General features: G+C 66.1%; 15 protein-coding genes. 13 read left to right on the top strand and 2 right to left on the bottom strand.

Going from position 1 to position 22,717, the window contains the following annotated elements; genetic code table 11:
- Positions 1 to 13: 13 nt before the first annotated feature.
- Positions 14 to 439, bottom strand: a complete 426-nt coding sequence (locus ACWCO8_RS17385; RefSeq protein WP_451032908.1) for a DUF4259 domain-containing protein — start codon at positions 437 to 439, stop codon at positions 14 to 16.
- A 169-nt stretch (positions 440 to 608) separates the two neighbouring features.
- On the opposite strand from ACWCO8_RS17385, the gene ACWCO8_RS17380 reads away from it, so the two are divergent.
- From ACWCO8_RS17380 to ACWCO8_RS17335, 10 genes are all read left to right on the top strand, one after another.
- Positions 609 to 1,214, top strand: coding sequence for a DUF6461 domain-containing protein (locus ACWCO8_RS17380; RefSeq protein WP_451032907.1), 606 nt, complete (start codon positions 609 to 611; stop codon positions 1,212 to 1,214).
- 98 nt (positions 1,215 to 1,312) lie between these two features.
- Complete coding sequence (locus ACWCO8_RS17375) at positions 1,313 to 1,759, top strand: DUF4265 domain-containing protein (protein WP_451033321.1); 447 nt, start codon at positions 1,313 to 1,315, stop codon at positions 1,757 to 1,759.
- Positions 1,760 to 2,249: 490 nt separating this feature from the next.
- The gene (locus tag ACWCO8_RS17370) at positions 2,250 to 2,951 is read left to right on the top strand and encodes a hypothetical protein (RefSeq protein ID WP_451032906.1); all 702 of its coding nucleotides are present in this window, start codon (positions 2,250 to 2,252) and stop codon (positions 2,949 to 2,951) included.
- 691 nt (positions 2,952 to 3,642) lie between these two features.
- Positions 3,643 to 3,930: a hypothetical protein gene (locus tag ACWCO8_RS17365; RefSeq protein ID WP_451032905.1), complete on the top strand. Its 288-nt coding sequence runs from the start codon at positions 3,643 to 3,645 to the stop codon at positions 3,928 to 3,930.
- Positions 3,931 to 3,965: 35 nt separating this feature from the next.
- Positions 3,966 to 4,517 carry an RNA polymerase sigma factor gene (locus ACWCO8_RS17360; protein ID WP_451032904.1) on the top strand — a complete coding sequence of 184 codons (552 nt, stop codon included), beginning with the start codon at positions 3,966 to 3,968 and terminating at the stop codon, positions 4,515 to 4,517.
- Positions 4,514 to 6,145, top strand: coding sequence for an IclR family transcriptional regulator domain-containing protein (locus tag ACWCO8_RS17355; protein WP_451032903.1), 1,632 nt, complete (start codon positions 4,514 to 4,516; stop codon positions 6,143 to 6,145). Before ACWCO8_RS17360 ends, ACWCO8_RS17355 begins: the two co-directional genes overlap by 4 nt.
- Before the next feature lie 605 nt (positions 6,146 to 6,750).
- Entirely contained in the window at positions 6,751 to 8,397 is a 1,647-nt protein-coding gene (locus tag ACWCO8_RS17350; protein ID WP_451032902.1) for a DNA/RNA non-specific endonuclease, read from the top strand.
- Entirely contained in the window at positions 8,381 to 8,881 is a 501-nt protein-coding gene (locus ACWCO8_RS17345) for a hypothetical protein (protein WP_451032901.1), read from the top strand. The genes ACWCO8_RS17350 and ACWCO8_RS17345 overlap by 17 nt, the downstream gene beginning before the upstream one ends.
- Before the next feature lie 295 nt (positions 8,882 to 9,176).
- Positions 9,177 to 9,827, top strand: coding sequence for a hypothetical protein (locus ACWCO8_RS17340; RefSeq protein ID WP_451032900.1), 651 nt, complete (start codon positions 9,177 to 9,179; stop codon positions 9,825 to 9,827).
- A 215-nt stretch (positions 9,828 to 10,042) separates the two neighbouring features.
- A complete protein-coding gene (locus tag ACWCO8_RS17335; RefSeq protein ID WP_451032899.1) occupies positions 10,043 to 10,597 on the top strand; it encodes a GNAT family N-acetyltransferase in 555 nt (184 codons plus the stop codon).
- A gap of 10 nt (positions 10,598 to 10,607) precedes the next feature.
- Here the strand turns inward: ACWCO8_RS17335 and ACWCO8_RS17330 are convergent, their stop codons facing one another.
- A complete protein-coding gene (locus tag ACWCO8_RS17330; RefSeq protein ID WP_451032898.1) occupies positions 10,608 to 10,967 on the bottom strand; it encodes a hypothetical protein in 360 nt (119 codons plus the stop codon).
- A gap of 721 nt (positions 10,968 to 11,688) precedes the next feature.
- On the opposite strand from ACWCO8_RS17330, the gene ACWCO8_RS17325 reads away from it, so the two are divergent.
- The 3 genes from ACWCO8_RS17325 to ACWCO8_RS17315 all read left to right on the top strand — a co-directional run bounded on the left by ACWCO8_RS17325 (position 11,689) and on the right by ACWCO8_RS17315 (position 22,675).
- Positions 11,689 to 21,822, top strand: a complete 10,134-nt coding sequence (locus ACWCO8_RS17325; protein WP_451032897.1) for a LamG-like jellyroll fold domain-containing protein — start codon at positions 11,689 to 11,691, stop codon at positions 21,820 to 21,822.
- Positions 21,804 to 22,352 carry a hypothetical protein gene (locus ACWCO8_RS17320; RefSeq protein WP_451032896.1) on the top strand — a complete coding sequence of 183 codons (549 nt, stop codon included), beginning with the start codon at positions 21,804 to 21,806 and terminating at the stop codon, positions 22,350 to 22,352. The genes ACWCO8_RS17325 and ACWCO8_RS17320 overlap by 19 nt, the downstream gene beginning before the upstream one ends.
- Positions 22,353 to 22,498: 146 nt before the next feature.
- Positions 22,499 to 22,675, top strand: coding sequence for a hypothetical protein (locus ACWCO8_RS17315; protein ID WP_451032895.1), 177 nt, complete (start codon positions 22,499 to 22,501; stop codon positions 22,673 to 22,675).
- Positions 22,676 to 22,717 lie beyond the last annotated feature (42 nt).

Here is a 22,717-nt window from a genome sequence, read left to right as displayed (position 1 = left end):
CGGTTGCGGTGGGTCACATCAGGTTGAGTTGCTCATCTGGAGGCTGCGGCAGCAGCACATCCTTCAGACGGCGGATGTCGGCGCGCCAGGCTCCGCCATCCGACTCGTCCCAGAGGTCCATCAACTCTGACGGCTCGGTCGCAACACGTTCGAGGGCCTGAAGGGCGAGGTCGCGCAGGCCTGTGAGGTCGGGAAGGGGATCCTCCGGTCCATAAATCGGATCGGCAGGCTCACCGCCAGGACACTGGCAGGCGACAAGGGCGGCTGCGGCTACGGCCCTCTCGGATTCGGGTGCTTCGAGGTAGCCCACGGTGTCGATCACGTGCGTGAGAGCGCCGCGGACGACACCCTCACGTTCGCCTGCGGTTGCCTCGTCAAGGTCGCCGCCGAAGTCCGCTGCGGTGTCGTTGTCGAAGGGGCCGATGTCCCAGGTGCCCATGGTCTCTCCTGATCATGATGTTGACCGGGGCATCGTGACAGAGGGCACTGACAGCAGCTGCAGAGTCCCGGGACGAGATCGCTTCCCGAATTGGTGGATGTGACTTCCGATTCGCGTTGACGGCCACGGCGTCCTTCCACTGTCAGTGCCAGGAGCAAGGATGGGCGGCATGACGAAGACCGGGGCGGACTACGCGTGGTTCGAGAACGACTTTCCAGACATCGCCGAGGCTTACTGCTTCACCCTGGTGCGGGGCCTGTCGCCTGATGAGCTGATGTCCCGGCTCGAAGGACGATCGGAAGTGCCTCTGCAAGGCATAGCCGCGGTCGTCGAAGCCGCTTTCGCCCAGTACGACCTGGAAGAGGGCGACCGCCAGCTGGTCGCCATGACCACTGTGGGCACCTGGACACTCCTGATCGAGCCCAACGGCTCCCTCGGAGTCACCGAAGATCGAGTCCTGCCGGCCTCCGCCGGGACGAGCTGGGTCTCGCACTTCGTCAACGTCAACGCCGTCGGCACGTTCCTCTGGGCGGAGGATCAGGTCCTGCGCCTCTGCTTCGACCCCATGTTCCCGGAGGATCGATGGGGCACTGCACCCGATGAACTCCTCGACGTCATGGAGCGGATCGGGTTCCATTTCGAGGAGGAGTCTCCGGAAACGGATCTCTCCTCGCCAGCAGCGTTCGCTCTGGCAGAGCACCTGGCCGGCGTCGCCATCACTCCGAAGCTGCTCCAGGACACGACGTTCGCCTGCGCCACCATCCAGATCCGGTGACATCCTCCGTCCGCACTCCCCTCCGGACCCATGGATGCGACGTGGATGATGGCGCGGTGACGAACATCAGTGACGACCATGTGAAGGTCCACTTCCGGATGGACACAGACGAGGACGGCTGGCCGCCGGCGAGCGTCGAGAGCCTGTGGGCCGTGGACCTCGGCGACGGAACCGTGCGGCTGGACAACACCCCGTGGTTCGTCCGTGGCGTCGCCAGCGACGACATCGTCCGGGTGGAGATCGACGATGAAGGCGTCCGCTGGGCTGGAGAGACGGTCCGGTCCTCGGAGAACTGCACGATCCGGCTGATCGTGTTGAAGGACGGGGGCTTGGCCGCTGCCCGGCAGAGCGTTCTGGAGATCTTCCACAAGCTTGGCACGACGGGCGAGGGCATCGAGCGGTACCGGATGGTGGCGCTGGATGTCCCCCCGGAGGCGGACCTGCCGCGCATCCGCAAGCTCCTGGAACACGGTGCAGCGGAGGGCTGGTGGCACTGGGAGGAAGGATGCGTCACCGCTGCTTGGAGGTCCACGGCGACGGGATGAGCGGTTGCGCATGCTGCGGGAGGGGCGCCGAGGTCTCTGTCAGTGGCGCCGTGGATGATCGGGCTCATGACACAGGATCTGGCCGAGCGGCGCGTCGAGCGGGCGATGTTCACCTGGCAGTGCAGCTGATGAGCACGGTACCTCCCGCTTGGGGAGTCCAGTACACGCTGAGCCTGCCGAGTCAGTGGTCGCTGAGAGGCTGCCGTACTTCCTCAAGTTCAAGCAGAACGCCGATGCCCGAGGCACCGTACGCCTGCAGTGCCCCGCCGCAGGCCCCTCCCCTTCGGTGAACTGTCCTCGCCGAGAGCGACTCCAGCCTGCACGACCGAGTGCCTCCGGCCCACCGCAGACCGTGCTCCGCCTCGCGGATCGGCGGTCCCGCGCCAGCCACCCGGCTGCCCGCCATACCGTCCAGCTCCCTAACGGCGAGTGGATCGACCCTCCGCGAAAGGACGAACTGCCCGCTGTCTGTGGCGTATCCGCGATCAGCGTGCCCGCAGACGCCGCCGGAGATCTGAAGACCGCCAAGTTCCGGCAGGACAGCCACTATCTCAGCCTGACCTGGGAACGGATCTACAAGCCGATCCGCTCGCACAACGAGGGCCTCAACGGGCGACTCAAGGGCGCCGAGCTGAACATCGGAGAGCCCCTGCATCGCCGGGCCCCGGGGCAGGTTGCCCAGACGCTCCTGGTCGCCATCATGGTGACTGTCGGCAACCTGGACATCCTGGAGACCTGGCTCTACGAACGGACGGGCAGCCGGCCCTCCGAAACCGAGTTCGAGTCCCTGCCAGCCCCGCCAGGTCTTGACCCACGACCCGTTCTGGCGCCACTGGCACTGGCCGACATCCGCCGGACAACCTCTGATCGGTCAGCAACACAGCCAGACATCGTGATCACCAGCCCCAGGCAACCGGGGCCGCTTCGCATGCCCCAGAACAGCCAGAAGTCTGCCAGAGGGGATGTGATCCGGTACACGCCGCCATCCATCACCCCGAACAGGCATCGAACGACCTCAGAAACGACGAAGATCCCGCCCGATCTTGCGATCGGACGGGATCTCGTCAACGTTCCTGAGAGCTACTCAAGAACTGTCGGTGATGGCCGGTGGGGGAGTGTCAGGGGCGCTTCGTCATCTGATTGTCAGTGGTCTAGCCCCAGCGACCTGGCAGTTCACGCGCGTAGGCAGTGACGAAGGGTGATGCTACGAGTGACGAAACAGGCAAGTTATTCTCGCGCCGGCCAAAAGGCCGACCCGAAGCCGCGTCAGCGTGGCACCAAAGCCTCGGGGCAGCCGCCCCTCTCTCCTGCTCCGTCTCACGACCCGTTCGAAGGCCCGCTCGCTTCGTTTCGCTCCACACCGCACTCGGCGATCTGCCGGCCGACGAACTGCCAAGTTGGCTCTTGCTGAACCGCGTTGGCCGCGTTCTTACGTGCGTGCGATGTCAAAGCGAGTCCTTCTGGCAGCTACCAGTGACCTGCGGACCGTGGCTCACCACTCGCGGGTCTGCTGCGAGAACGCGGTGCATCTACGGCCCACCAGTCCTGCGGTCCCGGGCCGGACGAACACTCAGCCGGGCACCGTCGCGGCAGTGACAGGCGGAACCAGAGACCCGACGAACGATTGCCGGAGAGGTTGTGAAGACGTGTGACGTCCAGCAGTCCATGGGCGTGGCGAAGCGTCAGTGCCACTGCGGAATCTCGGAGTTACCGCCGAGCCGAACGGGATGGGCATGCTCGTGATCGCGGAACGAGGCGGGGCCGGTTGACTTCGGTCATCTCAAGAAATATTCGGTCACCCGGAGGATAACTGGGGGGCGGGATCGTCGGGTGGGGCGAAGGCGCTTGATGCGCCCCCTCAACTGACGATGGAGATCAAGTCGATGACGTGGTTGGCCGTGTCCGAGCTCGCCGCGGTGGTAGCGGCGGTCGTGCAGACCGTGGCCGTCGTGGTCCAGTTGTACTGGCACCTGCGGTCGTACCACGCCGGGACCGCGCTGGGACCTGAAGCAGCCGGCGCCGCACCCGCCCCGGCATCCGCTCCGGGACCGGTCTGCGTCCGGATCACCATTCTGCCGCCCGCGCAGGTGGAGATCTCGGTGACCTTTCCCGAGGGGAACGGTGCCGGTCTGGGGCCGCGGCAAGCGGTGAAGGAGAACGGCCCGTGGTAGGCGGTGATATGTCCGTGGATCCCCCACTGACGGATGTGAAGCAGCGGCTGGTGGACTGCTACCCGATGTTCATGGCCACGGAGCCGCTGATCCTGAGGAAGAAGTACCAGCCGCTGCTGTCGGAGGCCGCGTGCGAGGATATCGCGCAGGAGGCATATGACCGGGTGGCGGCCAAGGCCGCCTCCGGCGAGCTGAACTCGGTGATGAAGCTTCCCGGGTATCTGAGGGCGGCCTCGAGGAACCTGGCCAAGGACGCGCTGCGTGCGCTGCAACGAGACCCGGTTTGTTTCGACACTGACTTCATCGCCGCGGTTCCACAGCCGCGCGTGTCCGACGACGAAGTCAACCTCCTGGAGCGGCTCGTCGTGCCGTTGATCGACGCGATGCCCCTCTCCCGGCGCCGCAAGGTCGTTCAGCTGCAGAGCCAGGGTCTCGAGGACGCGGTCATCGCCAGCGTGCTGGGCATAGACAGGCTCCGGGTGCACAAGGACCGCTCATCCGCCGTCGGTGAGCTGCGCGGCAAGCTGGGCAAGCACATCCGTGACGGACACCGGAAGCAGACACGACGCGTAGAGAAGGACGGGTGACGGCGGTGCACCGCTTCAGCAAGGACAACGGCGGCGGGCCTCCCGCGCCCGAATCCCCTGGCGGGCTGCTCGCCCTCCGCAGGAAGTTGCAGGGGCCGCCGGACACCTGGGACCGGCCCAACGGAGACTTCGGCCCCCTGGACCGACTCTCCCCTTACAGCGTCGATGCCAGAAAGAAGGCGAACTCGCTCTACCGACTCGGGTCGAAGGCGCTGCTGCGGGGCGAGCTGGGTCCCGCTGTGGACTGGCTGGGCACCGCCGCCGCCGCAGGGCACCCTGGCGCACTGTTCCGCCTGGCCGTGATCACGCTGCGCGCGGGGGAGGAGTGGACCGAGGATGCGCGCTTCCTCCTCGTTGAGGCCGCCCAGCACGGGCACGGCGACGCCCGACGGCTTCTGCGGGCGCCGGACGACGCTCAATCCGCGAAGGGCGGCGGAAGGCCCGAAGACGAAACCTTCTTCGAGGAAGTCCGTGAGCACCTGGGACGGTCCTGCGCAGCGCCGGCACCGACACGTGAGGACCCCACCACACATCAGGACGAGCGCCAAGAGACGGAGACCGGCACGGGAACCGGCATGCCCGACCTGGTCCTCGTCCCGGCGCCGGTCCTGCCCACGATCCCGAACCCGGAATCGCGCGCGGAAGATGACCCCATCACCCGCCGGGCACATCTGCACGCCGTGCCCAGCGGCCTCTCGCTGCCGTTGCCCGACCTCCAGCAGGCAACGTCCCGCAGGCACGGCCTGATTCTGCCGAGCACGTCATCGTGGTGGTCACCCAACGCCCTGCGCCCCGCCAGGCTGACCCAGCTGGCCCGGCCCGGATCGCCACCCGCCGCAGTACCGGAGAAGTGGCAGATCACCCAACGGGCGCGGGACATGCTCCAGCTGATCCGCCCGGGCGGCATTGACACCCGAACCCTCGTCCGTCGCACGGGGATGCAGCTCAGCCTCGCCGTCCAGATGCTCAGCTGGCTGCGCCAGCAGAAGTTCCTCGAGACCCGGGACGGCATCCACTACCCCGGCGAGCTGATGACGAAGCTGACCACGAACTCCCTGCTGACCGGAACGCTCATCGACCTCCGCGACGAGCTCGGCGCCGCCGTCTACATCAGCTCCTACACCGACGGAGAGATCATCATCCAGGAGTCGTCCTCCAGCGAAACCGCCCCAGCTGTGAAGGAACAGACGCCGTTCGGGCTGACCGCCCACGCGAACGCCGTCGGCCAGAGCCTGCTGGCACAGCAGAACTTCGCCTCGCGGATGGACCACCTCAGCAGATACCCGTTCATCCAACTGACCGACCGGACCATCACCGACGAACGAACCCTCTTCCGGCACCTCGACGTCGACGGCCCGCACGCAGCTCAGTTCGACCTCCTGGAGTACGCCGACACCGAACTCTGCGTCGCCTACTCCCTAGGACTGCCCGGCAGGGCCTCCAGCATCGCCCTGTCCATGCCGGCGGACCAGCACCCGCGCCTCATCGCCGCGGCCCGCACCCTCAGCCAGCGCGCCACCGGCATCCTCCTGGCCCACCTCCTCGCCGACGACATGCAGCAGCCCACCGCCCACCACACAGGCCAGTGGGAGCACAAAGGCCCCCTGGCACGGCGCGCGCTGCCGTAGAAACCGCTCGGGCCGCGGGACGAGCGCGCCGGGGCCCGAGCATGCACACCCACGGCGGCGGCAGCCGCGGTGACCGCCCGTTCCCACGCCGCGATCGGAGACACCGGCAGTGCCGACTTCGGTTTGTAAGGCCACCCGAATCCCGCCGACCGGCCAAACCGGCGGGAGACCGCTGGCACGCGGTTCGGCCATCCAGGGCAGGCTTCGTGCACCTGCCGCAGGCGTACAGGTTCCTCGGGGGCACGAGAGCCGCGGGCGCGCTCGCACTCACGGCGTCGCCGTCGGTGATGGCCGTGCCCTGACCGCCATGGGCACCGCCGCATGCCTGCTTACGGACGGCGACTGCGGCAGGGCTGACGTGACGGACAGGGTGCTCGGTCCAGGGGCGTGGCGTTGCTGACGTGAGGTTTCGGCCATGCGTCTGTGGGGCCGTTGACAGTGACATTGCAACCCAAGGAGAGTGCCGCTATCCATCATTTGGTCGCCTGAACGCACGCATCTGCGCGGGCGATCCCTGGTCCCCAACGGGGCCCGGACAGACGGGGGACGAGATACCAGTGCATCAGGCAAGGGCAAAAGCGTTAGGGACCGCCGGCATCGCGATAGTGCTGCTGCTGACAGCTTGTGAAGGACCCGGCGGCAACGACAACGCCAACGGCGAGGGGACGAGGAAGGCCTTCCTCGAGGCCACATCCGCGCTCAATAACGCACCCGCCGTCGGCTACACCATGAACATGGCCGGGATGACCACGCAGATGCGCTCCACGAGCAAGGGAGCGGCCACCGGCACGCTCACCCTCGGCAGGACACAAACAAGCATGCTCACCGTCGGCGGCAAGACCTACGTCCGCTGGCAGGACGGCCTGCCCGGCGCCGGATCTCGCCAGGGCCAAGCCGAGGTACTCAAGGACAAGTGGGTCACCGGCAGCGTCGCCTCGGGAATGGGCCGCACGCTGACACCCGACCAACTCGGACAGGCCCTCGCTCAGCAACTCAGCCAGAACAACAGCCAGTTCCCTTCCCGTGACACCACACAGACGATCGACGGAAAGCCCGCGTGGAAAGCCTCCACGCCCACCAGCGATGTCTACGTCACCCGTGCCGCGCCGCACCGTGTGCTGCGGATCACGCCCAAGGGCACTGCCGCGATACCCGGCATGCCCTCGCTGCCGGGCTCGATCCCGAAGCTGCCCACAGACCTGCCCTCCCCGCCCGGGGCAGGGGAGGACCGCGCCAACCGCTCTTCAGCACGCCTCCGGCAGGCCGCCCCGGCACCCGCCGCTCCCGGCCAGATCGACCTGGACCACATGGACTCCGCCGCTGTCGAAGACCTCTTCAACGACCTCGTGCGCGACATCAAGCAGCTGAAGAAGAACTCCGTCGACCTGTCCTACCAGTTCAACACACAGGGAAAGGCCGCCTTCACCGGGTGCGGACCAGGGGCCTGCACGGTCACGATGACGGTGAACAGCACGTTCGTCAGCGCGAACGTCAAACCACCCAAGACCATCGACGCCATGATGTCGGTGTCCATGACCGGCAGCGGCACTCCGGTCGGCGGCTGCACCACCAGCGGCACGCTTCCAGTCAACGGCACAGGCTCGCTGTCGTGCACCAACACCTCTCCCGCCTGGAGCAGCTGGTACAACCGCGCCCGCAACCAACGCGGCACACACGTCTACACCGCCCTGGCCCAGGTCGTCGGCTCAGCTGTCACCGAAGCAACGATCGACTACATGATCAGGGAAGCGCAGCGCTGGTACGAGGAAGCTCTTGAACAGGCCGACACGCCCACGCCCAGCGCATCTCCCAGCGGGACCCACAGTTGTACCCCGCAGGCGCCCGTGTACGGGGCGCTGGACGCCGCCGGACGCGGCACCTCCGGACACGCCGTGCTGTGCGAACCTCTGCCCGATGGCACAGTGGCCAACGTCGATCCGCTCGGCTACGACTCGAGGTTCCACGACGGTGGGCACCTGATAGGCAAGCAATTCGGCGGGTCTGGGGACACGACTTCCAACATCGTGACGCTCCACCGCCAGATGAACCAGGTCATCATGCGGACCTGTGAAAACCGGGTGCGGGATCTGGTGAAGGCGGAAGAGCCGGTGGACTACACGGTCACGGCGAACTATGTCCCTGGCCAGACCCTCCCCGAGAGCGTCACCATGACTGCCAAGGGCAGCAGGGGCACCATCTTCACCAAGACCATCCCCAACATCCCCTCGGGCCCCCATGTCTGCAAGAAGTAGCCTCACCGACCTGCTCGGCCACGCCCCCAGCAGCCCACCACCGGTCGACTGGGAACAGACGGAGCGACGCCTCGGATTCGCCGTGCCCGCGGACTACCGGGCATGGGCCACCGTGTACCCGCAGATCACCATCGACAACTTCCTGACCGTCTTCCACCCCGCCGCGGCACCGCCCAACCTCTTCAGCGCTGACGACGACCTCCTCGCATTCGACCGGATGCTCAAGGAAGCAGACCCTGACGACATCCCCTACCCCCTCCACCCCGAGCCCGGAGGTCTCTATCCCTGGGGGACCACCCGGAACAGCGAGCGCCTCCACTGGTACCCGGCAGGCAACCGCATCGTCGTCATCGGCCGCGCCGGTAACTGGGAACACCGCGGCACCATGACACAGTTCCTTACAGACATCCTCACCCGCCAAGTGACCTGCCCACTGTTCCCCAGCGGGTTTCCCAGCCGGCGAATCACGACAAGAGCGACCTGAACCGGACCTGCCAGGTGCAGCCACAACTGCGGGCCAACCGGGGCAGGAGCCGGAGCCAATGGCTCCTGCCCCGGTTGGCCAGAACGGCCAGCCACAGAGCGGACCTGCTGCCGCGTTGCCCACCGGCCAGCGGGCGCGGTCTTCGCCGTTGCCGGGGACCTCAGCTCTTCTCCACGGTGAAGGTGGTGCACTCCCGTGGCGTGCCGTCCGTATTGGTGATCGATCCCGTGATCTTCCGCGACGACTTAACGCCCTGTCGACGGTCAAGTTATTCGGCTCTGTCGGGGATCTTGTGATGCCGCAGGATCCGGGGTACGTGATCACTACCCCTGAACCGGCCGGGCAGGTCCTTCCCCGCAGTGGCGACGTTTTACCTTGGTGTCATGAAAGAGACGAACGCGAGGCAGTCGAGATGACGCACGAGGACGTCCACGCCGGTGAGCACGGTGCCCGCGCTCGGTGCCTGCTCGAGCCGTGGATGTGCGATGTCTTCCACGTCGACGGCAGCTTGAGGGACATTCGGGTCCTCGACACGACCCGCGGCGATTGGATCGCGGTTCTCGAACGCCTGCGTGTTGTAGCCGACGAGACCGAGGTGGAGCATCCCTACCCCCGACTCGATCCCGTGCGTCCGGCCTTCGCAGACCTCTTCCGCGTCTGGGCAGACGAGCCGGAAGGCCGGGGGACCAGTTTCTCCTTCCGGGCCCGCTTGGGCACCGTGTGGTTCTTCGCCCTGCCCTACGGCGAGGAGGAGATCGAGTTCTCCGTCTGGCCCGAGGACGTCCTCGACGAGGCGGGGGTGGCCTCCGTGCTTCGGTTCCTGGTCGAGGTGGCGACGGCTAGTCAACGACGGGCCCTGCTGACCGGCGAGACCGTCCAGTATGACCCGGGGATGCCGACGCTGATCTCCCACGACCCTGTCACCGGCCTCACTGCCCACATCTGAAGGGCGTTGTGGACGTGCGCTGTCGCACGGTCATTGATGAGTGCCGCTCAAGATGAGCATGCCCGGGGTTGAGGAAGGCCCGCCGAGATCCTCCGGCGGGCCTTGTTGATCTTCGTCGTGTCACTGGGATGCTCGGGGTGCCGATCGCTCCGTCGAGGATTTGGCATGAAGCTCAGATGATCGTTCCGATACCTGCTGTTGTTCCCCCGGGCCGGATGAGCCAGACCGAGCAGCCTGTGTTCGGCCTGGCCAACGGCCTTGAGCTGCGCCCTTGGCGCCTTGATGACGCCGAGGTCGTCATGGACTCATGCCAGGACCCGGACGTTCAGCACTGGAATCGGCCGGGACACCTGTCCCTGGATGACGCGCGCGACCGGATCGCGCGCTGGGAGAAGCGCTGGCGGACTGAGGAGGCAGCGATCTGGGCGATCGCCGAACCGGGGGGTGGCAGCCCGGTGGGCCTGATCGGTCTGGCCGACTTCGATCTCGGCGGGGGCAGTGCCGAGTTCCTGTACTGGTTGCTCCCAGCTGGCCGTGGTCGCGGGGCTATGGTCGACGCGGTTGTCCGCGTCAGTCGTTGGGCCTTGGAAGAGCTGGGCTTGCATCGCCTCCGGATCACCCACTCCGTCGCCAACGCCGCCTCCTGCCGGGTGGCGGAGAAGGCGGGGTTCGCTCTAGAAGGGACGATGCGAAGCGCCCTGCTGCACTCGGACGGCTGTCATGACGAGCATCTGCATGCGCGTGTCCAAGGTGACGCCTGGCCGTGGTGAGGACGCCCGGTCATTCTTCGGTGACTTCGGCGACGGCTGCGCGGGCGGAGGACCCGTCGACGATGGACTTGTTGTCGGCGTAGGCGGAGAGCAATGCCTGGACGGCGAGGTTGTTGACGGCCCGGGGGTAGCCGCGGGCGGTGTCGACCAGGCGGAGGTAGTCGATACCGGTGGACGGCGCCGCAGGCGCCTCGGGGACCTCGGGCTTGGCCTTGGGGTGCGCATGGCGGGATATCCGGTGAGGAACGGCCAGGCCGAAGGGCCGGCTGTTGAAGCGGACTTCGATCTCGGTCATGTCGAACGGGTCGAAGACCAGCTCGACCTTCCGGCCGACGAGCGCGGCGTCGACGTTGTAGGTGTTGGAGTGCAAGGATGACCGTGTCGAGCGAGGCGACCTCTGTCGCCAGTCAGTTCTGCGTGGCGACGCCGGCGTCCGCCGGACGGACTCGAGGGTCTTCGTCACTGACCACAGCATGCGCCGGGCACCAGGTCCTCTGGCTGATCCGGCTGCTCTAGCTGGCCCGTATCCGTAGGCAGACCGGGGCCGTTGTTGACGAGCGGAGCGGCCCGCACCGTCCGGGCGCAGCCATGTCTTGGCGCGCTCGCCGCCCGAGCCGAAAGCGCAGTTCGAGGTGGTGGCTTTCTTGTCATTGGGGGAGGAATGCGACGTGGTGATCTTCACTTTGTGATCACGAAGTGGGCACGGAACTTGCTCATTGAGTCTGTGCGGGGATGTACTGCGCCTCTCTTGATCGTGTTCTGAGGGGAGCTCCGTGCGTTTCGTGCGGCCTGTTTCGTTTGCTGTCGCCTTTGTCTTGGCGAGTCTCGTCGGCTCCGAGGGGGCGGTTGCCGCTCAGACCTTCGAGTCGGCTCTCGCTGGGACGGTGGACGCTCCTGACCAGCGTTGGGGGTCCGCAGCAGGTCGTTCGCACAAGTCGACCGGGGGAAATACGTCGGCGGACGCGACCGGCGGGAAAAAGGGGCACCGTCCTACGCCAGGGGAGCTTCCTCCTGAGGTGGGTACTTCGGCCTCGGACCTCGGTTCGCCTGTCGTGGATTTCCCACAGCCGACTGCCACGCCCGTACCGGGTATGGCGGTCGAGCCCAAGGGCTTTGATCCCCACACGAGCCGTGAACTCGTGGCTGAACGTGAGCGCACCGCTCGCACGTTCCAGAACACGGACGGAACGCTCACCACCAGGTTCTTTGAGGAGCCGGTCAACTTCCAGGACCCCTCAGGGAACTGGAAGGAGATCGACACCACCCTCAAGGCATTGCCTCAAGGCGGCAGGCTTGGCCGCGCAGCAGACGATTCCTCCGACGGCTGGCGCATCACGGCAGGGGATACCGAGACGACGTTCGCCGGCCATGCCGATGGTGCGCCGCTCGTGTCGCTGAAGGTGGGCGAGACGGCGTCCGTCGGGTTCGCCCTCCAGGGTGCGGCGCACGTGCCCGGTGGGGCCGAGGAGAGCACGATCACCTATCGGTCCGTGCGGCCTGATTCCGATGTGCGGTTCCTGGCTGGCGGTACATCGGTTAAGGAAGTCCTGGTCCTCAACAGCGTCGACGCACCCGCGGAGTGGGTCTTCCCGCTCCACATGCAGGGGCTGGCCCCTCGCCTTGATACGACGGGCGCCGTGGTGTTCACCGATGCGTCCGGTACCGCGCGTGCGCGGATACCTGCAGGCTGGATGGAGGACTCCAACCTGGCCCCGAACTCCAATCAGGGCGAGATCTCCAGCGGTGTCGGGTACGAACTGATCGATGTCGACGGCGGGCAGGCCCTGAAGGTCTCTCTCGACGCCAACTGGCTGCGCGACCCCGAGCGCACCTTCCCGGTCAAGGTCGACCCGACGGTGGTCACTACGACGCCCATCGCCGCCTCCTCCGGCACATACGTACAGTCCCCGTATGACGTGAACTTCTCCGGCGACACGAACATCAAAGCCGGCACCTACGATGCGGGCGGCCACAAGGCCGCCGGCTTCCTTCACTTCGCGGGCGTCGAGAGCACGCTGAAGAACGCCTGGGTCCTGGGCGCCAGCCTTGCTCTGTACAACACCTGGTCGTACTCGTGCACCGCGCGACCGGTGACGATCCATCCGGTCACCTCGAGCTGGTCGGAGACGTCGACATCGACGTACCCGGGGCCGGCGACCGGCGCCGCGCTGGCGTCGAAGAGCTTTACCCACGGATGGCGGCCCGAGGGGCAAACGTCCTACCCGTGTGGCGGGGCCGCGTGGGAGGGAATCAAGCTGGGGTCGGCGGGACGCCAGCTCGTTGACGACTGGACCCACGGTCGCAAGAAGAACTACGGCCTTGCCGTCAAGGCATCGACCACTGATTCCTATGGGTGGAAGACCTTCGGCTCCGACGATTACCCGAACGGAAAGCCCTCGCTGGACGTCACCTGGACCAAGTACGGAGCCACATACCAGCTTGGCCAGCTCGTCACCCCGATGACCGCCACCTCTGAAGGCACCTTCAAGGTCACGGTCACCAACCGCGGTCAGCAGACCTGGCTCAAGAACAGCACTTACACCCTGGGCTACCACCTGTACGACGCAGTGAACAAAGAGATCACGGACACCTCGAAGATTCGCTGGTCGCCGATGCCGGCCGACGTGCCCCCCGGCGCCAGCGTCACTGTCGATGCCAAGATCGCACCTCTGACTCCCGGCACGTACACGCTCGCGTGGACGATGCGGGAGAACGGCGTTTCCACGTTCAGCGCAGCGGGCATACCGACGGCCGCCGTCAAGATCTCGGCTGTGAACGTTCCACCGACGCTTACTGGCCTTGCGCCCGCCAGCGGCGTTGTCGTCAACACGCTTACGCCCACGCTCTGGGCCTCTGCCACGGACCGGGACCGTTACCCCAAGGCCCTGGAGTTCCAGTTCGAGGTCTGTGAGGTGGAAGGCAGCAACACGCGCAAGAACTGCAAGATGGGCACCCGTAGCGCGTCCTCCCAGTGGATCGTTCCCGCCGGGTGGCTGTCGTGGGCAAGTACGTACGCCTGGTATGGCTATGCGTACGACGGGAGCGCCACCTCCACCCGCCCGGAACCATCTCGGCTGACGACGCACGTTCCGCAGCCTCCCATCACCGGCCATCTTGGTGGGTCCGACACCGGGCGTGGCTTTGGCGAGCGAGCCGGGAACTACATCACCGCAGCCACGGACGCCGCCGTACCCACTGTCGGGCCCGAGCTCTCGGTGACCCGCACCTACAACTCCCAGGACCCACGGCAGAACAATGCCTTCGGCGCCGGCTGGGCAACCCGGTGGGACATGCGGGCCGTACCTGAGAACAACGGCAGCGTCCTCATCACCCTGTCGACGGGCGCCCAGGTCCGCTTCGGCCGCAACGCCGACGGCACCTACGCCGCACCCTCCGGATCAGTCGGTGTCCTCAAGGCTGAGACCGGGGGTGGCTGGACCCTGCGCGACGGATCGGCGACCCGACATACCTTCGATGCCGACGGCCGACTGGCCAAGATCACCGACGGCCACGGGCGCACCCAGCAGCTCACCTATACGGACGGTCAGCTGACCAAGGCCACGGACGTCGTCTCGGGGCGCTACCTCGCCTTCACCTGGTCGGGCGGTCATGTCGTCGCGGCCGAAACCAACGTGGTGGACGGAGCCGGTACGAAGCTGAAGTGGTCTTACACCTACGACGGCGACCGGCTCGTGAAGGTTTGCCCGCCGACGTCCACGACCGCGTGCACCCAGTACACGTACGAGAGCGGCAGCCAGTACCGCAGCATGGTCCTGGACGCCAACCCCAGTGCCTACTGGCGCCTCAACGAAGCGGATGGCGAGACGGCGGCCAGCGACGCGGTGTCGACGACGGGCATGAACGCCGGCCGGTACCGCGATGTCACGCTGGGCGCCGAGGGGGCGATTGCCGGCACCAGCAACAAGGCGGGCACATTCAGTGGCGGGCACGTGGAGCTGCCTGACTCCACGCTCTCGTCTTCCACTGTTCTGTCAGTGGAGATGTGGTTCAAGACCGGCAGGTACGAGGGTGTACTCCTGGGGTTCCAGGACACGCCCCTGGGTGATGTGCCAACGAGTGACAACTTTCCCGTTCTCGAACTCGACACCAATGGCTACCTGATCGGCTCTTTCGGTACCGTCGGCACAACGCCGGTGTCGATGTCGTCGGTCGGTCCCCTTGACGACAACCAGTGGCACCACGTGGTCCTTGCCAGCACCGGCACAAGTCAGACCCTCTACGTCGACGGCGTAGCAACTGGTACCCATGCGGGACCGGTCGACCATGCGGGAAGGACGTACACCTACCTGGGGGCTGGATACTCCAGCCGGTCTTTCGGCGGCGGGGAAGGAACGCGCCACTTCGCGGGAACGTTTGACGAGGTAGCGGTCTACCACCACGCGCTCGACGCCGCGACTGTCAAGGAGCACTTTGCGGCCCGAAACGGCGCCTCCAGGATCACCAAGGTCACACTCCCCTCAGGTCGGACGAGCGCGCAGGTCGTCTATGACAGCAGCACCGAGCGCGTGACTGCGGTGTCGGACAGTGCGGGAACCTGGAAGATCTCCGCACCCGCGTACTCCGCGGGCTCTGAGAGCTACGCCTCGGCCGTCCGGGCTGCCGCCCCTGTCAACTACTGGCGGATGGGCGACAGCAGCGGTGCGGCCGCCGCCGACGACATATCCAGCGGTGCCGACGGGTCATACCGGGACGGTGTAACGCTCGGACAGATCGGTGCCTTCGCCGCTGGTGACGACGGTGCCATCGGCCTCGACGGCATTGAAGGAACCGTCGAGGTACCCGCAGACGCCCTTGAGGGAGCCACCGCACTTTCCGTCGAAACGTGGTTCCGTACCGACAAGCCCGGCGGCGTTCTCCTCGGGCTCCAGAACACCGAACTCGGCACCTTGCCGGCGATGCACAACCCGAGCCTCCTCGTTGATGTCAACGGAAAGCTCCGCGGCCATCTGTGGCGCGGCTCCACCGCGACTCCGACCATCAGCAGCAACACGGTGACGGACAGTCAGTGGCACCACGTGGTGATCACGGGCGGCACGGCGGGACAGAGCCTGTACCTCGATGGTGTGAAGATCGGATCTCTTGCAGGAGCGGTCAAGCCCGAGAGCCTCGCCCACGTGTATCTCGGTGCCGGCCACTCCAGCCCCGGCTGGGACGGCGGCAGCACATACGGCGTGCGGTACTTCAACGGCTCGATGGACGAAGCCGCGTTCTACACGAAGGAACTGAGTGCTCAGGCCGTGATGGAGCACTACCGGGAACGCGCGCGGCTCGTCGCCGGCAACGGTGAACACTACCGAGGGTTGATCACCGGGGACGCCCCCGCTGGCTTCTGGCGGCTGGACGAGGCCAGCGGTACCCAGGTGATCAGCAAGGTCGCCGCGAACAACGGCACCGGCACGTACACCAAGGCAACCCTCGGCACCACCGGCGTCTTCGGCATCGGTGACGGCTCCGCGGTCCAGTTCAACGGAAACGGATACGCGGAGGTCCCGCCCGTCGGCATCGGCACGGCGGACGTCTCCGCCAGCCTCTGGTTCCGGACCGACAAGCCAGGCGTCATGCTGGCCAATCAGACGCTCCCGATGGCGGGAGCCACGGACGCCGGCGGAGACTGGGCCCCGATACTGTACGTCGGAACCGACGGTAAGCTCCGCGGCGAGTTCTTCTCCGGAGTGACCCAGTCGAACGCTTCGCCGGGCACGGTTACGGACAACCAGTGGCACCACGCTGCCGTCACCGCCAAGGCAGGGGTGCAGACCCTGTACCTGGACGGCACGATGGTCGCGACGAAGACGGGCGCACCCGTCAACCACGAGAGCAACAACCGCACCTACATCGGCGCAGGCTTCGCCAAGAACTGGCCCGCCTCCCCCGGCAGCGTCAGTTACTTCACCGGCACGCTCGACGAGGTCGCGGTATACCGGCACGCCCTCAGCGCCGACCAGGTGGCCGGACAGTACGACGCCCGCACCCGGGCGTCGGTCTCCTCGCTCACCTCGACGGTGACGGTCACCGACCCGAAGGGTGCGAAGACCAGCAGCACCTTCGACGCGGTACGCGGCCAGCGTCGTGTCGCCTCCACGGACGCAGGCGGTGGCGTCACCAGGTACGCGTACGACACCGGCGGCTACCTGCACACGATTACCGACCCTAACGGCCACTCCACGATCACCGGCCACGACGTCAAGGGCAACCCCGTCTCCAGCACCACGTGCCGAGACGCCAACTCCTGCTGGACCTCCTACCAGGAGTTCTACGACAATCCCGCGGATCCGCTTGACCCGCGCAACGGCAAGCGCACCACGGCTCGCGACGCCCGCTCTACCGGACCGACCGACGACCGCTACAAGACGACCACGACCTACACGACACTTGGCCTACCTGACACGGTGACTCTCGCGGACGGCCGGACGTCGTCCACGACGTACACTGCTGGAACTGAGCCTGCCGTCGGCGGCGGAACCACTCCTGCGGGCCTGGTCGCCACTACTGTCACACCGGCAGGCGCGATCACCGCCTACACCTATTTCGCCACCGGCGGCCTTGCCAAGGTCACATCGCCTTCCGGCCTGGTTACCCAGTTCACCTATGACGGCATCGGCCGGAAGGTTTCCGAGACCCAGGTCTCCGACACCTATCCGAATGGCATCGCCAGCACCTATCGCTACGACGAGATGTCCAACGTCGTCACCGAGACCGGTGCCGGTGTGAGGAACGAGATCACCGGCGTCACCCACACTGCCAAGATCAGCCGTACCTTCGATCCTGACGGCAGGGTTCTCAGCGAGACGACTGAGGACACCACGGGTGGCGACTCGGCACGAGACACCACCTATCACTACGACGAATCCGGTCGGCAGGACCGCATCACCGACGCCGAGAACAACAGCACCACATTCGGCTACGACACCCTCGGCCGACTCGCGCAGGAGACGGACGCACTCGGTAACTCCCTCATACACAACTACACAGCCCGTGGCCAGCATGCCGAGACGGTTCTGAAGGGCTGGGCCGGAGACCCGTCGGGTGAGCCGCGTGACCTGGTCCTGGTGTCCAACGCCTACGACCCGGCAGGCCGTCTCGCCTCAACCACGGACGCGATGGGCGCCACCACGACGTTTACCTACTTCGACGACGGACTCGCTGCCACCACCACCGCCAAGCAAGTTACGCAGGCGGACGGCACACGCCGTGACATCGTCCTGGAATCCAACACCTACGACGGAGCCGGCCACGTCACCCGGCAGACGACCGGCGGGGGCAAGGCGATCGTCGCCCACACCGTCGACGCTACGGGGCGCGTCACCCAGAGCCTCTTTGACCCGGAGGGCCTTGCCCGAAAGGTCGTGATCGGCTACGACAATGACGATCGCGTCACCAGCGAGACCAGGACGATCGACGCCACGGGCCGCACGGTCACGTCCACCACGGACTACGACACGGCTGGCAGCCCGGTCCGGAACACCGTCTCCGACGAGACCGGCCCTCTGCGCTCCACCACCAGCATTTTCGACGACCGGGGTCTGCCCCTTTCCACCGTGGGTGGGCGCGGCACGGTCGACGGCGCCAATGCCGCGGCACACACGACCACGTACCGGTACGACGCTCTCGGCCGCCTCGTCGAGTCGAAGGCACCGCCGGTCGAGAACGAGGAGAACGGCGGCGCCGCAACCACAGTCCGGCCCACCCTGCTAACCGGCTACAACACGTACGGCGAAGCCACAGAGGCGCGTGACGCGCGCGGAGCCGTCACGCGCATGACCCTCGACAAGCTCGGCCGCAGCACGAAGGTGACTTTTCCCGCCTACACGTCGCCGGGAGCAGGCGAACCCATCACAGCGGAGTCGCAGACGACCTACGACGCGCTTGGCCGCACCGCCACCGAGACCGACCCCCTGGGCCGCACCACACGCTTCGGCTACGACCAGCTCGGCAACCTCGTCCAGAAGACGGACCCAGTGGCCGGAGGCACGGTCACCCTTACCGCACCCAGCCCGTTCACAACCACGGAAACCGATCTGGCCGGCGCGGGAGTCTCCCGCTACACCTGGACCCCCACGGGCCTGCAGCTGTCGGCCACCACTCCCACCGGCGCCCGCACTGAGGCCACCTACGACGAACTCGGTCGACGGCTCACCGCGACCACGGTGGAGCGCTACCCCTCACCACAGAACCTGACCACCAGCTACACCTGGGACGACGCCGGCAACCAGACCGCATCGACCACGCCCGCGGGTCGCGTATCCGCGGCCACGTACAACGCTGCGGGTGAGCCTTTGGCCGTCACCCAACCTGGCGGCGGCGTCACGAAGTTCGCCTACGACAGCCTCGGACGACGCACTGATGCGATCGACCCAACCCTCCGTAAGACTCAGACCATCTACGACGCTCTGGGCCGCGTCACGGAGACCAAGGACTACGGCACCGGACCGAGCGTGCTGCGTTCGACCAAGTCCACGTTCGACCAGGACGGCAACCAGATATCCGTCACCAGCCCGACCGGTGGGCATATCGCCTTCACCTACGACGCGCTGGGACAGCTGGTCAGGCAGATCGAGAAGCTGTCGGACTCCGACGCGATCACGACAACCTTCGGTTACGACGCCAACGGCAACCGCACCCGCTTCACTGACGGCCGAGGAAACGAGACCTACTACACGTTCAACACGTGGGGGCTGCCCGAATCGACGATCGAGCCGCCCACCACACAGCACCCGAACGAGACCGACCGTACCTGGACGACCACCTACGACGCCGGGGGCCAGACCGTAGCGGAGTTGCTCCCAGGCAATGTCAAGCGGCAGCGAACTTATGACGGACTAGGCCGACTCGTACACGAGACCGGCTCCGGCACGACCGCGGCCACCCAGCCCCGGAACCTGTCCTACGACCTCGACGGACGTCTCACCGCAGTCGGCACCGACGGAGTGTCCACCGCGAACACCTACTCCTACAACGACCGCGGCATGCTCCTGCGCGCCCAGGGCCCGTCCGGTGATTCCCAGTACGCCTACGACGCGGATGGGAACATGACGTCCCGCACGGACGGGGTCGGTCAGACGAGCTTCGGCTACGACGCGGCGGGGCGGCTGGACTGGGCCACTGATCCCCTCACCGCCACCCAGCTCTGGTACGACTTCGACGCAGCCGGGCGCCCCAAGCTGGAGCAGTACGCACGATTCGGCACGGACGGGCAGCGCGCCGTCGGAGCACAGCGCTCATACGGCCACGACAGCCTCGGCCGTCTGACCTCAGAGACGGTCAGCAACACCGGCACTGGCTCGTCCGTCGCAGGCATCACCTACGACTACGACCTCGCCGACCGCCAGGTGAAGAAGACCACTACAGGCACGGCGGGCTCTGCGGCCAACACCTACGCGTACGACCTGGCAGGGCGCATGGACTCGTGGTCCAGTGGCTCCACCACGGTGCCCTACGAGTGGGACAAGTCCGGCAACCTCGTTCAGCGAGGCGACACGACTGGCGTCTATGACGCCCGGAACCGCCTTGAGACGTGGGGCGCGGAGGCCTACTCCTACACGCCTCGGGGGACCACGGAATCCATCACGAAGGGCGGTAGTACGCGCTCGGTCACGTCCGACGCCTTCGAACGCACCGTCAGCAACGGCACGAGCACCTTTACGTACGACTCGCTCGACCGCGTCCTGTCCGGAAGCGGATCGGCCTTCACTTATGACGGCGGCTCCAACGACCTGGTCACGGATGGCACTACGGCTTACAGCCGTACTCCGGGGGGAGCCCTTCTCGCGAACGCCCCCGTCGGCGCCCCAGCGTCGGCTCAGCTCGCCCTCACCGACCAGCACACCGACCTGGTCGCCGGCCTCAACCCCAACGGAACCTCGGTCGTCGGATCCCGTGCCTACGATCCCTTCGGCCAGACCACGGCGTCGAGCGGCGCCAACCCGGCGGTCGGCTACCAGTCCGGCTGGACCGACAACACTACCGGCGAAGTCAATATGGCCGCCCGCTGGTACCAGCCCGGCACGGGCAGCTTCACCTCGCGCGACACATGGCTGCTTGACCCGACCCCTTCCGCCAACGCCAACCGATACGGCTATGCCAGCGGGAGCCCGCTCAACTACACGGACCCCACCGGACATGATGCGATCCTCGTGCGGTTTCGTCCCGGCTATCAGACATCGACTTCCGTGTCATACGCGTCCTCGTCCAGTGCTTGGTCCCGGAGATTCAACCGACTGTGGGGATACGGTGCGCGTCGCTTCTGGCCGATGGCGATGGCAGACGCGATCGTCGGAAATCCGGCAACCGTCACGGCATTCTCGCGTCGCTTGCCGGAAGCGCAGCCTGACGGCGGCACTACTCCCCCGGAGACCCAACCTCGTAACCCCTCCACCTCGGGCGGCCGCACGACGTCTTGCATGTTTTGCGCCACACCGACCGCTCCCGGCCCTGGCCCCGGTCCTCGCCCTGGCAGCCCGATCATCCCGCCGCGCCCGCGGATCGATCCGAACGTCAATGACGGCCCCAATCCGAAGCCCGCTCCTCACTGGATCCCAAAGCCCGTCTGGGACCCCAAGGTTGACGTCTGGAAGCGGACGGACGGCTGGGACGTGATCATCGATGCAGCGAGCATCCTTGGGGTGCTCGGCGGAGATGATCAGTTCACTCCCCATGAAGCACCTACAGATCTCCCTGCTGTGGGCGCAGATCCCGGTAATCCCAATGGCCCCGACCAAGACAGTCAGGATCCATGTAAGAAGCCTAGGGAGGAGCGTTACCACTATTTTCCCCTCGACTCCCTGCGGCGCTCTCAGGGTGCCTCGGCGTTGATGTGCGGAAAGCAGGATCTCAAGCCACCGCCGCGGGTCGACATATCTTCGGTGTCCGTGGTTGGCATGCCAAAGCCGGCGGACAATGCAATCCGTCCCGGACTTGCCATGTACAACAAGACGCATATTGTCGGTGATGAGTTCTATGGTGCGGCGCGCAGCGAGAACCTTTTCCCTGGTCGCGACAGAATGAACAAGAGTGGAATGAGGAGATGTGAGAAGAGGATAAGGAATGAGCTTGCTGCAGGGAACTGGGTTCAATATACGGGGACCCTCACGTACGAGGGGAACGATTTGGTTCCGACGGGAATTCGGATGACCGCCTTTACTGCTCGCGGTAAACTGTTCGACGCCAGGATTAAAAACATCCAGGATTGGCAGACGACATGCTGACACCTCGCGACCTCATCGAAGCTCTTCCCGGCCTTTCGAGTCTGATCCTGAGTGAGCCCAAGGTGGTGAACTGGGACTACATTGCGACGGAACTGGGGACCGATCTACCGCGAGACTTCAAAGAACTTTCAGGGAGATTTTCTGCGTTTGAAGTTGGGGGCTTCCTGCGTGTTTGGATCCCGGATGTCGGGTATGAAGATGCCTACATTGAAGGTATTCGGTATGAAATCGAGACGATTTCCTACCTCGCTGATGATCAGGCATCCGGAGGATACGCCCCTTATCCGAATAGAGGAGGGTTGCTTCCGTGGGGTCAATCCTTGGACGGTGATATCTTCTGCTGGCTGACTCGTGATCCTAACCCCGCTTCCTGGACCGTTGTTATCGGTGGTGCAAATGGCGCATGGTGGGAGGTTGAAGCGGGTCTGCTCGAGTTCCTCGTTGAGTTGATCAACGGAACTTGCGACACGGGTGAACTGCCGCCGAATGTGATTGTTGCTGAGTCTTCAGTCGTTTCGCTGGTGAAGTGAGCGTTCTGGGTGTCCTGAATACCGGCTGACCGAGGGCGAGGCCGGACAGCTGGTCGGGTTCCTGCCGACCTACCCCTGGCGGGCCTCGGAGTCGACGGCCCGCAAGGGACTCGCGCACGAGCGCGTTCCAGCGGATCGGGGACGTGGTGTGCCCGCCCGTTGGCGCGGTCGTCATGGGCGTCCTGACCGGGCGCCCGTGGCGCCGGCCGGTCGAGGACTACCTCGGGCGGGTCTACCGCGGCGCCGAGCCTCTGGCGCCGGTTGGCGTGCCGCAGCAGCGCGACCGGCGCGCCGCGGCGGACCTGCTGGCGCTGGCCGCGTAGCCCATCCGGGCGCACCACAGCTCCAGCCGCAGAGCAGGTTGG

The organism is Streptomyces sp. NPDC001927 (assembly GCF_053594455.1).
The sequence above is the reverse complement of the archived record's forward strand: the minus strand, read 5'-3'. Positions and strand labels throughout refer to the sequence as shown.